This window comes from Myroides fluvii, from assembly GCF_009792295.1.
In the GTDB taxonomy this organism is placed as follows: Bacteria; Bacteroidota; Bacteroidia; order Flavobacteriales; family Flavobacteriaceae; genus Flavobacterium; species Flavobacterium fluvii_A.
This window is the reverse complement of the sequence record NZ_CP039934.1, coordinates 860,317-874,386: the sequence shown is the minus strand read 5'-3', so window position 1 is coordinate 874,386 and position 14,070 is coordinate 860,317. Positions and strand designations below refer to the sequence as shown.

General features: G+C 37.8%; 14 protein-coding genes. 6 read left to right on the top strand and 8 right to left on the bottom strand.

Features of this window, described 5'->3' with window-relative positions; genetic code table 11:
• Positions 1–191: 191 nt before the first annotated feature.
• The 3 genes from frr to FBR08_RS04055 are packed head-to-tail and all read right to left on the bottom strand — an operon-like array spanning position 192 to position 2,324.
• Positions 192–755 (bottom strand): ribosome recycling factor, encoded by a 564-nt coding sequence (gene frr, locus FBR08_RS04065; RefSeq protein WP_158961535.1) that lies wholly within the window; start codon positions 753–755, stop codon positions 192–194.
• An 8-nt stretch (positions 756–763) separates the two neighbouring features.
• The gene (pyrH, locus tag FBR08_RS04060) at positions 764–1,483 is read right to left on the bottom strand and encodes a UMP kinase (protein WP_002989830.1); all 720 of its coding nucleotides are present in this window, start codon (positions 1,481–1,483) and stop codon (positions 764–766) included.
• A 46-nt stretch (positions 1,484–1,529) separates the two neighbouring features.
• Positions 1,530–2,324: a patatin-like phospholipase family protein gene (locus FBR08_RS04055; protein ID WP_158961534.1), complete on the bottom strand. Its 795-nt coding sequence runs from the start codon at positions 2,322–2,324 to the stop codon at positions 1,530–1,532.
• 69 nt (positions 2,325–2,393) lie between these two features.
• On the opposite strand from FBR08_RS04055, the gene FBR08_RS04050 reads away from it, so the two are divergent.
• Positions 2,394–2,996, top strand: a complete 603-nt coding sequence (locus FBR08_RS04050) for a thioredoxin family protein (protein WP_158961533.1) — start codon at positions 2,394–2,396, stop codon at positions 2,994–2,996.
• A 14-nt stretch (positions 2,997–3,010) separates the two neighbouring features.
• Here FBR08_RS04050 and FBR08_RS04045 read toward each other — a convergent pair whose 3' ends face one another.
• A complete protein-coding gene (locus FBR08_RS04045; protein WP_158961532.1) occupies positions 3,011–3,634 on the bottom strand; it encodes a YiiX/YebB-like N1pC/P60 family cysteine hydrolase in 624 nt (207 codons plus the stop codon).
• A gap of 192 nt (positions 3,635–3,826) precedes the next feature.
• Here FBR08_RS04045 and FBR08_RS04040 point away from each other — a divergent pair, with 192 nt between their 5' ends.
• Both FBR08_RS04040 and FBR08_RS04035 read left to right on the top strand, forming a co-directional pair.
• Entirely contained in the window at positions 3,827–5,332 is a 1,506-nt protein-coding gene (locus FBR08_RS04040) for an aldehyde dehydrogenase family protein (protein ID WP_158961531.1), read from the top strand.
• 15 nt (positions 5,333–5,347) lie between these two features.
• Positions 5,348–5,728, top strand: coding sequence for a DUF779 domain-containing protein (locus tag FBR08_RS04035; protein ID WP_158961530.1), 381 nt, complete (start codon positions 5,348–5,350; stop codon positions 5,726–5,728).
• A 57-nt stretch (positions 5,729–5,785) separates the two neighbouring features.
• Here the strand turns inward: FBR08_RS04035 and truB are convergent, their stop codons facing one another.
• From truB to FBR08_RS04015, 4 genes are read right to left on the bottom strand one after another with little or no spacing between them, the layout of a single operon-like run.
• Positions 5,786–6,493: a tRNA pseudouridine(55) synthase TruB gene (gene truB / locus FBR08_RS04030; protein WP_158961529.1), complete on the bottom strand. Its 708-nt coding sequence runs from the start codon at positions 6,491–6,493 to the stop codon at positions 5,786–5,788.
• A gap of 2 nt (positions 6,494–6,495) precedes the next feature.
• Positions 6,496–7,305 (bottom strand): undecaprenyl-diphosphate phosphatase, encoded by an 810-nt coding sequence (locus tag FBR08_RS04025; protein ID WP_158961528.1) that lies wholly within the window; start codon positions 7,303–7,305, stop codon positions 6,496–6,498.
• Positions 7,306–7,317: 12 nt separating this feature from the next.
• Positions 7,318–7,563 carry a DUF3098 domain-containing protein gene (locus tag FBR08_RS04020; protein WP_158961527.1) on the bottom strand — a complete coding sequence of 82 codons (246 nt, stop codon included), beginning with the start codon at positions 7,561–7,563 and terminating at the stop codon, positions 7,318–7,320.
• A 2-nt stretch (positions 7,564–7,565) separates the two neighbouring features.
• Positions 7,566–8,447, bottom strand: a complete 882-nt coding sequence (locus FBR08_RS04015; protein WP_158961526.1) for a cell division protein FtsX — start codon at positions 8,445–8,447, stop codon at positions 7,566–7,568.
• A gap of 293 nt (positions 8,448–8,740) precedes the next feature.
• On the opposite strand from FBR08_RS04015, the gene FBR08_RS04010 reads away from it, so the two are divergent.
• The 3 genes from FBR08_RS04010 to leuS all read left to right on the top strand — a co-directional run bounded on the left by FBR08_RS04010 (position 8,741) and on the right by leuS (position 14,052).
• Positions 8,741–9,562: a LytR/AlgR family response regulator transcription factor gene (locus tag FBR08_RS04010; RefSeq protein WP_158961525.1), complete on the top strand. Its 822-nt coding sequence runs from the start codon at positions 8,741–8,743 to the stop codon at positions 9,560–9,562.
• A gap of 145 nt (positions 9,563–9,707) precedes the next feature.
• A complete protein-coding gene (locus FBR08_RS04005; protein ID WP_158961524.1) occupies positions 9,708–11,096 on the top strand; it encodes a S41 family peptidase in 1,389 nt (462 codons plus the stop codon).
• Between the two features lie 142 nt (positions 11,097–11,238).
• Positions 11,239–14,052 (top strand): leucine--tRNA ligase, encoded by a 2,814-nt coding sequence (gene leuS, locus FBR08_RS04000; RefSeq protein ID WP_158961523.1) that lies wholly within the window; start codon positions 11,239–11,241, stop codon positions 14,050–14,052.
• Positions 14,053–14,070: the final 18 nt, after the last annotated feature.

Below are 14,070 nucleotides of genomic sequence, written 5' to 3'. Positions count from 1 at the left end.
AAATCATTGAATTGAAATACGAACAAATGTACTAAAAAAACTATAGATATTGGTGCAAACAACACGCTTATTAATCAAATAGTAAGATTGAAATGTACCTTTTAAACAAAGGAAAGGTGTTGCTTTATTTATCGCGAGGCGAACCAAGTAAAAGGAGGTCAATAAAAAAGCCCGCATTGAGCGGGCTTTCCTTATACTTTAAGAATTTCTTCTTCTTTTTTCACTAAAATATCTTCAATTTTCTTTACGTAAGCGTCTGTGATTTTTTGTACTTGCTCTTCGGCATCTTTACAAACATCTTCAGATACTCCGTTTTTCTCTTCTTTTTTGATATCGTTATTTGCGTCTTTACGCGCATTGCGGATACCAATTTTTGCCTCTTCTGCTTCTGATTTTGCTTGTTTTACCAAATCTTTACGTCTTTCTTCAGTTAAAGCTGGGATGTTGATGATGATGTTGTCTCCATTGTTCATTGGATTCAACCCTAAATTAGCGATCATAATCGCTTTTTCGATAGGTTGTAACATGCTTTTTTCCCACGGTGTTACTGTTAACGTACGCGCATCAGGAACGTTTACACTAGCTACTTGTGATAAAGGCGTTTGAGAACCGTAGTAGTCTACAAAAACGCCACCTAACATTTGAGGTGATGCTTTTCCAGCACGAATATTTAATAACGATTTTTCTAAGTGAGCAATAGAACCGTCCATTGCCTCTTTTGCACTCGCAATAATTAAATCTATTTCTTCTGTCATAACGATTATTAATTAATGTTTACGGAAACAGTAGTTCCTACGGAGTCATCTCCTTGGCAAACTTTTAGTAAATTATTTTCTTTATTCATGTCGAATACCACAATTGGCAATTCGTTTTCTCTACTCAATGTAAATGCCGTAGTATCCATCACATTTAATCCTTTTGTCAATACATCGCTAAAAGTGATTTGCTCAAATTTAACAGCTGTCGGATCTTTTTCAGGGTCAGCATTGTACACACCGTCAACACGAGTTCCTTTTAAAATAACATCGGCATTGATTTCAACTCCTCTTAGTACTGCGGCTGTATCTGTTGTGAAATAAGGGTTCCCTGTTCCAGCACCAAAAATTACAATTCTACCTTTTTCCAAGTGACGAACAGCTCTTCTTTTGATGTAAGGCTCAGCAACTGCTTCAATTTTTAAGGCTGTTTGCAAACGAGTAAGCATACCTGCATCTTCTAAAGCGCCTTGTAAAGCCATTCCGTTGATGATGGTTGCCAACATCCCCATATAATCACCTTGAACGCGATCCATGCCTACACTTGCTCCTGCCACTCCTCTAAAAATATTTCCACCACCAATAACAATCGCTATTTCAACACCTAAATCGTGTACTTTTTTTACTTCAGCTGCGTACTCAGCCAATCTCTTAGGGTCAATTCCATATTGATTCTCTCCCATTAAAGCCTCTCCACTTAGTTTTAGCAGAATTCTTTTGTATTTCATGGATATGATATTTTTAAAGTTTTGCAAATATAAAGATTATAAACTACTATAAAACAGCTTTTGCGAATTTATCCTCATGATTTTTAAAGGATCGTGCCGCCGCTAAATATCCCAAGTCAAAAATTTCATCCATCCGCTGCTTATTTCGTTCAAAAGTAGAATATTGCGTGATGTGATGTGATTCGATTAGCCAATCACACAAGGCTGATTGCGTGCGGTTGTGATTCGCCGCCATTAAATCATAGGCTCTAATAGCAACGGATCTCAGCGAAGTTAGATTTTTCTTATCCAATTGCTCAATCGGACAAACATTACTCCCAATCAGCAAATCACAATCCTCTCGAATTAAATCCGTTGCAAAATTATTGAGAATACCGCCATCGCTATACAGCTGTTCATCGATGGTATGAGGAGAAAAAATGGCAGGAAAAGCACTAGAAGCCAAAATCGCATCAATCACACGCGTGTGAGGGGCAAAAACGTGAACTTCTCCTTTGGCAATATCTGTTGAGTTAATTAAAACGGGAATGGGAAGGTCGTCTAAGGTTCTGTTTTCAAAAATAGAAAATAGATATTTTTCAAATGCATTGGAATCAATCAACCCCGCTTTTTTAAAGGTGAAAAAATGCCAATTTAAAATATTAACTGATTTAAAGAAATTCAATATTTCACGAGGGGTTAATCCGACGGAATACAAGCAGGATACAATTGATCCAGCACTTGTTCCAGCAAGGATTTTAGGTTTGATGTCTTGCTCAACTAAGAACGATAGCACACCGGCATGCGCTATCCCTTTATAGCCTCCTCCAGATAGAGCCAAACCTATTTTTGGGGTTTTCATAAATAAAGTATTGATAGATTCGTGTTTAAAAGATTAACTTTGAATTCAAACTAATAAAATTAAACAAAAATGAACAAAGTCGAGATAAAAGATTTGAATAATAGTTTTTCTTATGCGGCGTTTCGTGCCTATGTTTCAGACGCTTTGCAGCATAATCCTGATAAGTTGAATTTGTCTGCTGACTATTTGCCTTATGCAGAATTAAACGAAGCGCGTTTACACCGTTTGGACAAAACCTTGCGTGTTGAACCTGAAGTTGCTCTAGTCATGGAAAATTTGGGCAAAGAGTATATTTGGTTGGTGATTTCAGAAAGTTGGTGTGGCGATGCAGCTCAATCGGTACCTATGTTGAACAAAATGGCTGAGCTTACAGGAAAAGTAGAATTGCGCCTTGTGTTTCGCGACCAAAATTTGGAATTGATGGATCAATACCTAACGAATGGTGGTAGAGCAATTCCAAAGTTGTTGATTGTCGATAAAGAAACGCTTGCCGTTCTTGGACATTGGGGACCTCGTCCTGCTGATGCAGTACAGTTAGTCAACGATTATAAAACAGAACACGGAAAGTTTGACGAAGATGGCATTATCTTGTTAAACAAGTGGTACACAAAAAATAAAGGTCAACAAGTACAACAAGAAGTTGCCGCCCTGATGACCTCCATTGATATTTAAAATTAAAACAAGCACTAAGGGACGATAGGACCTGAGATTGTGATGTTTTTGGACCAAGTAATTCCCGCGGGATTGCATCCTAATGCTCCTTCGGGAATGACTTGGTCTAATTTTTCGAAGTATTGTACCCACACGGGAAAGAACTCTCCGGTATATTTTGAACGGTAAGTCATGGGGTACATCTTAAAGAATTCTTTGTTTTTATTGGCCGATTTAAATGCATCGTAGATAAGTTCAGAACAATAGTATTTGCCATTGGCATATAGGTAATTATCGTCATACGGAACTCCAACTTGTTTTAAGGCGAATTCCTTTGCTTTTGGAATTAATTTCTCGTGCTTTTTGATAATGCGCCCTAAATACATGGGTTCTGGCGTTTTATTTAGAAATTGATCCAAAGGCGTGATGCATACTGCGGGCCAAGTGGCTTCGATAACTTGCAAACTACCTTCATACTCAATGACCATTCCCATATGATTGAAGTTTAGTCCTTCATATCCATACGTTACCTCGTTAATCGCATCACACAAAGGTCCACATTTTAGCTCTTGAAAAATCAAATCGCCTTCTTTAAACGGGGTCTGTTGTGCGTAGCTTATTGTGCATAGTAAACCAATAAGCGCAAGTATTTTTTTCATATGCCTTTCGTGTTTCAACAAAAGTAAAACTATCCCTATAGATTCGCAATGAAAGAAGGAAAACCTTTGAAATTAGGTGTCAAGTGGTATTTTTTTTGTTGTGTTAAATTTTATATAATCCATTAATAGGCATTGTCTTGATTTGTAATTAATTGTATATTAGGAGGATTAACCATAAAAAACGAATTATTTATGTCCAATAACATTCAATTTCCCAAGTTTAAAGAGCAATACGGAAACTATATCAATGGCAAGTTTGTGGATCCTGTACAAGGAAATTATTTAGACTCGATTACGCCAATTAACGGAAAACCGTTTACTAAAGCAGCACATTCAACGGAAGAAGATTTGATTCTTGCAATTGATGCGGCGGATAAAGCATTTGAAACTTGGAGTAAGACTTCCGCTGCGGAACGCAGTAATATTCTATTTCGCATTGCTGATCGCATGGAAGAGAATTTAGCTTATTTGGCACAAGTAGAAACGATAGATAACGGAAAGGCGATTCGCGAAACAATGAATGCCGATATTCCACTAGCTATTGATCATTTTCGCTATTTTGCAGGAGTGATTCGCGCAGAAGAAGGTTCTGTAGTTGAATTAGATGAGCATACAGTTTCGATGATTGTACACGAACCTCTTGGTGTTGTGGCTCAAATTATTCCTTGGAATTTCCCGATTTTAATGGCTGTTTGGAAATTGGCTCCGGCATTGGCCGCAGGAAACTGTGTTGTTTTAAAACCCGCCGAAAGTACGCCGATTTCTATTCTGGTATTGATGGAGTTAATCGGAGACCTAGTTCCGGCTGGAGTAATCAATATTGTCAATGGTTTTGGTTCGCAATTGGGGCAAAAATTAGTGACAAATCCAAAAATTAGCAAAGCTGCTTTTACCGGATCAACAGCAACAGGTCGTTTGGTGATGCAGTATGCCACAGAAAATATCATTCCAGTTACCTTAGAATTAGGAGGGAAGTCTCCCAATGTGTTCTTCGAATCTATTATGGATCACGATGACGAATACCTAGACAAGGCCATAGAAGGAGCGGTATTATTTGCCTTTAATCAAGGAGAGATTTGTACATGTCCTTCTCGTTTGTTGATTCAGGAGAGTATTTATGATAAGTTTATCGCACGGGTGATTGAGCGCGTAAAAGCGATTAAAGTTGGAAATCCGCTAGACCCAACAACGATGATGGGGGCGCAAGCTTCAAAAGTTCAATACGACAAGATTAGCGCGTATCTAAAGCTAGGAATAGAAGAAGGTGCAGAGTTGTTAGTTGGAGGAGATGTCAATCATTTAGGCGGGGATTTAGAAACGGGATATTACATTCAACCCACCTTGTTTAAAGGACACAACAAGATGCGTATTTTCCAAGAGGAAATTTTCGGACCAGTACTAGCTGTGACCACCTTCAAAGATGAAAAAGAAGCGATTGAAATCGCGAATGACACACTATATGGTTTAGGAGCAGGAGTATGGACGCGTGATGCCCATCAATTGTACCAAATTCCAAGAGCGATAAAAGCAGGACGTGTTTGGGTAAACAACTATCACAATTATCCTGCAGGTGCTCCATTTGGCGGATATAAACAATCGGGGATTGGACGTGAAAACCACAAAATGATGTTGGGACACTATCGTCAAACAAAAAACATGTTGATTTCATACAACAAGAATAAAATGGGATTCTTTTAAAAAATACAGTACAAGATGTCGAAAGTTAGCCGTATTGATGTAACAGACAAAGCGAAAGCCCTGATTAAAGAACTACAAGCCGAACATGGCGATTTGATGTTCTACCAGGCTGGAGGCTGTTGTGAAGGGACACAACCCATGTGTTTTGTGAAGGGAGGGTATTACTTAAGACGCAGAGATGTCAAGATAGGAGAAGTGTGTGGTTTTGATTTTTGGGTCGATCGCGATTTATTCGAGTATTGGAAACACGCCCATTTTACACTAGATGTGACTGATGGTTTTGGCGCCGGGGGTTTTTCGTTAGAAATCCCCAAACAAAAAACCTTTACAATAATGTATCGTATGTTTACACCAGAAGAGCTGTCTCAGCTTGAGGAGGTAATTTTAAATGAATAATTGCTTTAATACGATCAAATGAGAGAGGCTACTCCGCAGGAGTAGCCTCTTGTTTTTTTATTGTGGTTTAGAGCTTAGTACTTGCTCTTCAAATTCTTCAATACTCAATGCATTCACTACATCGTATTCGCCAATTTTTGTGCGGCGCAATGCCGTTAAATGGCCTCCACTCTTTAATTTCTGACCGTAATCAAAAGCTAAAGAACGAATGTAAGTTCCCTTTGAACAAGCAACTCTAAAGTCAATTTCGGGTAGTGCAATACGCGTCAACTCAAAAGCGGAAATTGTAATGGGGCGCGTGCTAATTTCCACTTCCTCTCCTTTTCTCGCGTGCTCATACAACCTTTTCCCATCTTTTTTCAAAGCGGAGAAAATAGGAGGACGCTGTTCGGTGGTGCCTAAAAAGCTGATTCGTGTTTGTTCAATCATTTCTTCGGTGATATGATCAATCGGAAATGTTTCATTAACCTCCGTTTCTAAGTCATAGGAAGGGGTCGTGGCACCGATAGTAAACGTACCGGTATATTCTTTTTCTTGCCCTTGTAAATCTGTGATTGTTTTTGTGGCTTTTCCTGTGCAAATCAACAATAATCCCGTTGCTAAAGGATCTAGCGTTCCCGCGTGTCCTACTTTGATTTTTTTAAGCCCATACTCTTTTTTTAATAGCCATTTAATCTTGTTCACGGCTTGGAAAGAAGACCAATGTAAAGGTTTGTCAATCAATAAGACTTGACCTTCTTGAAAAGCTTCTGCTGAAAATTGCATAGTTAGTTTTTTAAGTATCCGAAGTAAATCAATAAGATAACACCTGCAATAATGCGATAGTATCCCCAAGGTTTAAAGCCGTATTTTTTGATAATTCCGATGAAAAATTTGATCGCTACAATAGAAACGATAAACGCTAATACGTTGCCTAAAAGGAATAATTTTAAGTTGTCGGCATTGTCAAAAAGTAATTCATAGCCCATTTTTCCCGATTCGTATTTTTTAAATACGATAGAATATACGGTTACGGCAGCCATTGTAGGAACGGCTAAAAAGAAAGAGAATTCAGCGGCTACTTGACGAGAGAGCCCTTGTTGCATTCCTCCAATAATCGAGGCGGCTGAACGACTTGTTCCAGGCATCATCGCTAAGCACTGCCAAAATCCAATGGTTACTGCTTGCTTGACTGTAATGTCTTCTTCTCGTGTTGTCTTTGGATTTTTAAAGTATTTATCAATAAAAATTAAAACAATCCCCCCCACAATTAGCATGATGGCTATGTAAATCGTTTTTCCTAAAACGGCATCAATTTTTTCGTCTAGTAATTTTCCTAAAACTAGTGCTGGAATAACAGCAAAAATCAATTTTTTATAGAATGAAATACGACTGAAATCAAAAAACTTACGCCAATAAAGAGCAACAACAGCTAAAATAGCTCCGAACTGAATGGCGGTTTGAAAAAGTTTTACAAAATCATCTTCCTGAATTCCGTAGTACGAACTCAAAAAAATCATGTGAGCAGTAGAAGAAACGGGTAAATATTCAGTAAGTCCCTCTACTATAGCTAGAAGGATGGCTTGTATTAAATCCATAAAAATAGTTTGTTATGATTGTTTTTTATCTTTTTTAAAAATAGAATAAATAGCTACCCCAATACCAATAAAAAATACGGCTGGTGCGAGGTGAATTCTTCTGAAGCTATAGATGGCTTCATTAAATTGTGTAGGATCATCATTAGAAGCTCCACCCATAAGGATAAAACTCAAGGCGATAATCGCAAAACTTGCGAGTAGCCAAATGTAGTTTTGTTTGGAAAACAAAAAACCAGTAGGGTTGTTCTCTTTTTTCATATTTAATAAAGTTCGTCTGATTTGAGGTTTAAGAATCGCTGAGTAGCGAAAAATGTGCTAATTGTTGTAATGATAACACCTGCTAAGATAATGCCCAATCCAACGATAACCAAAGGCATGTAATTTACTGTAGGGTCAAGTTCGAGGTCGGGGAATTTTTTATCTAGGTAAAAGGTTAGAGCAACTAAAGCAATAACCGCTAGGATTGATCCGATTAAGCCCAAACGCATGCTGTGCCAAATAAAAGGACGGCGAATAAAGCGCTTGGTTGCGCCAACCATTTGCATGGTTTTGATTGTAAAACGGCTAGAAAAGATCAATAAACGCAAGGAACTGTTGATTAATAACATCGATACAATCGTCAGAATACCCGCAATGATTAATACCCAATTGGTGATGCGTGCAATATTGCTGTTAACTAAATCAACCAATTGCTTATTATATGATATTTCTGCAATGTGAGGGGTTTTCATAAAGGTTTCCTCTATTTTTGCTAAACTATCTCCCACTACGTAATCACCTTTTACATAAACATCATACGAGTTTTGTAGGGGGTTATATCCCAAAAATTCAAGAAAATTCTCTCCAAGATCCTCTTTCTGGCTTTCCGCTGCTTCTTCTTTAGAAATGAACGTATACGTTTTAATATAAGGTGATTGCCCTAATTTCTTCGTAAATTGATCAAAGTCATTTTGTGTAGCTTTGTCGGAAAAATAGAGAGTCATTGGAATATTCTCTCGGAAATTATTCGATATTCTTTTGGAGTTAATTACAAATAAACTCAAGGCTCCTAACAAGGAGAGAACCAAGAAAATACTTAATATTACAGAAAAATAAGACGAAATTAATTTTCGCTTTTGGTATTTTTCATAAGTAGACGCCATAATGCAATTTTTAAAGCTGTAAAATTAACAAACAAAAGTGTTTTTAAAACACAATTACGAGTAAACTTTTCTAATTGTTATAAATATAGTTTATTTCTTTGTAATTTGTATGATAATAGAAGGGAAATCGGAGATGAATCAGGAATTGAGTACGAAAAGAAAATGAAAAAGGATGCAAGTAAATGCCTTTGCTATTTGTATGAAAAGGTGAGCCAATGAATATGTCTAACAGCATAATCTAGTGAAGAATTCGGATGATTATTTTGGATAAACCTTTGTTTGTTTTGTGAGAAATGGTACTATTTGAACAATGTAAATCGATAAAGCATACGCTTTTTTCTTCCTTGTTTTTAGGTGGATTGTGTTATTTTTTCCTTGCGGTTTTTCAACCCTTTGGAACTTATAACTTTGTCCATATCAATAAATATCTGCTTTTATTGCCTTATGGCTTTTTTGGATTTTCAAGTTTTTTACTTAGTGATTTGTTATTTCCACAATCCAATAATTCTTGGAATTGGAAAAGAGAAGTGAAACAAGCGAGTTTCGTTTTGTTTAGTTGTTCGATCTTGAGCTATTGGTATAATAGTAGTGTTATCTATACGTATTCTCTTACCTTTTTTGGTTGGTTGGAAATGTTGTTTTATACCTTGTTGATGGGTTTGCCAATTTACGCTATTCACAGTTTACTTCAGTATGTGATGGTTAGAGAGGAGCAAGATAGAGTTGCTGTTGTGATTGAACGCAAAACAAGCGAAAAAGAGGCCAGCAAAGAAGAGTCGGTGGTAAGTATAAAAACAGAAGTTTTACAGGAAACGTATCAATTGAAAGAAACTGATTTTGTATATGCTCATTCAGAGGGGAATTATTGTACGGTTTACTACCTAGAAAGAGGAGAAATTAAGCGACAACTCATGCGCTTACCTTTAAAGAAATTAAAAGAACAATTGTCGTTAAAAGAGATACAATATTGCCACCGTTCCTATTTAGTCAATGTGAACTATCTTCTCAGCGTAAAAGGAAATGCGCAAGGAGGCAAGCTGTATTTGAAGGAGATTCAGCATGAAGTTCCTGTTTCAAGAACGTACATTCAAGCTTTAAAAGCACGAGATAATTAGTTTTTAGTCTTCTATCCACGTGTTTTATTAGCTGTTGTATTCGTGGAGTTTGTCGTTCATCCCAAATTGTTGTTATTCGTCCCAAACTTCTGTTTGTTATTGGTTTAATGTGCAGTTTTACTGTTTGAATTAAAATACATAACGCATGAAAAGAATGTTATTTGCGGCATTGATAAGCGTGTTTAGCTTTTTTAGCTGTCAAGTGAAAGCAGAGGAGGGAGAGCATCCATTACGCGGTGATTGGAAAGTCGAATTTATCCATCCTGACATTGGGCAGGTGCGTTTGATTTTATCCATAGAAGTAGAAAAAAATACCTTCCGTGCTCATACGCGGAAAGGAGCGGATAAAATTGTCTTAGGTCGTTGGACTTCTTTTCTAGGGCGTACGTTTACCTCTTCTTTTAAAGAAGGGCGATTTATTGTTGTGGAGGAAGGAAAAATCACGGGCGAAGACAATGGTTTGTTGCTCGATGGAATCTTTCGTTCTCCTTTGGGAAATTACTATTTTAAGGGAACCTTAGTAGAAGGGAAGTTACAGGTTGATTTGACTACTAAAAGTGGAGCAGTACGAGCAACTTTGTCGGGGAATCCATTAGCCGAAGTTTTACCCTTAGCTGATTATCAAAATGTTTTAGAGCAGGTATTTGAAGATACAGAGCGCTATCTTTATAATCGTCGTTTGATTGAAGGTAAGTCATGGCAAGCGTTTAAAAGTAAAATGAAAGCTATTTCCACCGAAGTGAATGACGATCTAGAACTTGTTTTTGCGTTTTATTACTATGCGCAGAAACTCCCTTTTTCCCACTTTGCTTTAGTGAGAGGGACAATGGAGCATATAGCTGTAAATCGCAGTGAAAAGCAACTGAACTTTGAGGATAAGGGGAAGGGAATTGGGGTGTTGACGATTCGCAGTTTTGGTGGTTCAACTGTAGAAATGCAAGATGCTTTTCGCCTGATTGAGCAACGCAATATTGCGCATTTGATTGTCGATTTGAGGGGGAATTCAGGGGGTTCTATTGAGGCTGGATTGACTTTTGTAAATCACGTTGCCACCACTTCGTATGACGGAGGTGTTTTTTTAACTCGTCAATGGTTTGATCAGCATTCGCAATTGCCTACTTCAGCACAACGATCCACTTTTGTGTCTTTTAGTGATCCAAATGTTACAACGTTATTGGCGAATATTCATCAACAAGAGGGGATTGTCTTGTTGGCAGAACCGTCAGCTAAGGCTAGGTTTAGGGGGGATTTGTATTTGTTGATTAACGATAAAACGGCCAGCACGGCAGAAGCACTGGTATATGCGCTTCAGTTAGAAAGACGTGCTTTAGTTGTGGGAGAAAAATCGGCAGGAGCTATGTTGAATAGTGAGCGATTTTCTTTGCCTGAAGGATTTACATTAGTCTTGCCTACGGCAGATTTTTACACTGCTGATGGAAAGCGATTGGATCAAGTAGGGGTTCAGCCTACTGTTAGCGTATCTAGTAACGATGCCTTGGATTACGTTCTAAATCTGTTGATGAATAAAGAGTAAACACTACTTCTGTGTTGTTTTGTTGTAAGTAAGTGAATTAAAGTTTTCTCTTTCTTATAAATATAGTTTATTTTTGCGTCAAGTAGGCGTTTTTTTTCGAGTGAATCGATAAAGAACATGTGTAATAATTGATATTTATACTATGAAATACAATCCAAGCGAAATTGAAGCAAAATGGCAAAAGTTTTGGAAAGAAAATGAAACTTTTAAAACCTCAAATACATCCGATAAACCGAAGTATTATGTGCTAGATATGTTCCCTTATCCATCAGGAGCAGGACTGCATGTCGGACATCCACTGGGGTATATTGCTTCTGATATTTTTGCACGATATAAACGACACAAAGGATTTAATGTATTACATCCGCAAGGGTATGACAGTTTTGGATTACCTGCTGAGCAATATGCTATACAAACAGGTCAGCACCCTGCTGTTACTACGGAGGTAAATATCGCTCGTTACCGAGAACAATTAGATCAGATCGGATTTTCTTTTGATTGGTCACGTGAAATTCGCACATCAAATGCTGATTACTACAAGCATACACAATGGATTTTTATTCAGTTGTTCAATGCTTGGTATAATAAGGTGTCTGATAAAGCGGAGTCAATCACCACGTTAATCGCTTTATTTGAAAAAGAGGGAAATGCAAGTGTACAAGCGGTTTGTGATGAGTCAATTGAACTGTTTACTGCTGCTGCATGGAATTCTTTTTCAACAGAAGAAAAGGAGCGTATTTTGTTGCAATATCGCTTAACGTATTTAGCGGAAACAGAAGTAAACTGGTGTCCCGCTTTAGGTACAGTATTGGCTAATGACGAAATTAAAGATGGTTTATCTGAGCGTGGAGGACATCCTGTTGTTCGCAAAAAGATGAAACAATGGAGTATGCGTATTTCAGCTTATGCTGAGCGTTTGTTGGAAGGATTAAATACGATCGACTGGACAGAGAGCTTAAAAGAAAGTCAACGCAATTGGATTGGAAAATCCGTGGGAGCGTCTGTGATTTTTAATTTAAAAGAATCTACTGATACAATCGAAGTATTTACGACGCGTCCGGATACGATTTTTGGTGTGAGTTTTATGACATTAGCGCCAGAACACGATTTGGTTAGAAAAATTACTACTGCACAGCAAAAAAGCGAAGTAGAAGCTTATATTGAGGCTACATCAAAACGCAGCGAGCGCGATCGTATGGCAGATGTGAAAAAAATCTCAGGGGTTTTTACAGGAGCCTATGCTGAGCATCCATTTACAAAAGAACCTGTTGAGATTTGGATTGGCGATTACGTACTAGCTGGATATGGAACAGGGGCTGTAATGGCTGTTCCTGCTGGTGATTCACGTGACTATGCTTTTGCCAAACACTTCGGTATTGCAATAAAGAATATTTTTAATCAAGATATTAGCGAAGAAGCTTTTGCTGAAAAAGAAGGATTCGTATTAGAAAATTCTGATTTCTTGAATGGATTAGCCTATAAAGAAGCTGCTGCTAAAGCAATTGCTGCAATCGAAGCTTTAGGTCAAGGAAAAGGAAAAACAAATTATCGCTTGCGCGATGCAGTATTTTCTCGTCAGCGTTATTGGGGAGAGCCGTTTCCGGTTTATTACGTGAATGGTTTACCTAAAATGATTGAGAAAGCGCATTTGCCAATTTTGTTGCCAGAAGTTGAAAAGTATTTGCCAACGGAAGATGGTCAACCACCTTTGGGAAATGCTGCAACATGGGCTTGGGATACGGTGAATAATAAAGTAGTGGCGAATGATTTAATCAACGAGCAAACTATTTTCGCATTAGAGTTAAATACGATGCCTGGCTGGGCGGGGTCTTCTTGGTATTGGATGCGTTATATGGATCCAACAAATGAGGAGTTTATTGCTTCAGAGGAAGCGTTGAGCTACTGGCAAAATGTCGATTTATATATAGGAGGAAGCGAGCATGCAACAGGTCACTTATTGTATAGCCGCTTTTGGAATAAATTTTTAAAAGATATTGGTGTAGCGCCAACAGAAGAGCCTTTTGCAAAATTAATCAATCAAGGGATGATTTTGGGTACTTCTGCTTTTGTATATCGCATCGAAGGAACCAATACCTTTATATCTAAGGATATGATTAAAGACGAGAAAGTACAACAACTTTACGCTTATGTAGGATTGGTAAATAATTCATCTGAATTAGATATGGAGGAATTCAAGGCGTGGAGACCTGATTATGCAACGGCTGAATTTGTTTGCAATGCTGCCGGAAAATATATTGTCGGGCATGAAGTTGAAAAAATGTCTAAGTCTTATTATAATGTGGTTAATCCAGATGATATCTGTCAAGAATATGGTGCGGATACATTGCGCTTATACGAAATGTTCCTAGGACCTTTAGAGCAGGCAAAGCCTTGGAATACGGCTGGTATTTCGGGGGTATTTGGATTCTTGAAAAAATTGTGGAGATTGTATGCAGATGACACGGCAGTTGTTGTTGTAGAGGAAGAGCCGACAAAAGAAATGTACAAATCCCTTCATAAAACGATTAAGAAAGTACAAGAAGATATCGAAGCATTTTCATTCAATACTTCAGTTTCTCAGTTTATGATTTGTGTGAATGAGTTAGGGCAGCAAAAATGTCACCACCGTGCAATCCTTGAGCCTTTAGCTATTTTAGTAGCACCTTATGCGCCACATATAGCGGAAGAGCTTTGGAGTATGTTGGGACATAGTAAGACAATTGCTGATCAGGAATTCCCAGAATTTAAAGCTGAATATCTTGTAGAAGAAGCAAAGGAATATCCGGTTTCTTTTAACGGGAAAATGCGTTTCAAAATTGAATTAGCTTTAGATTTGAGTGTGGAAGAAATTGAGCAAATTATTTTAGCTGACGAAAGAACTCAGGCGCAATTACAAGGACGTGAGCCCAAAAAGTTAATTGTAGTACCGGGGAAAATTATAAACATTGTTGGATAATTTTTCGAGGAAATGAAA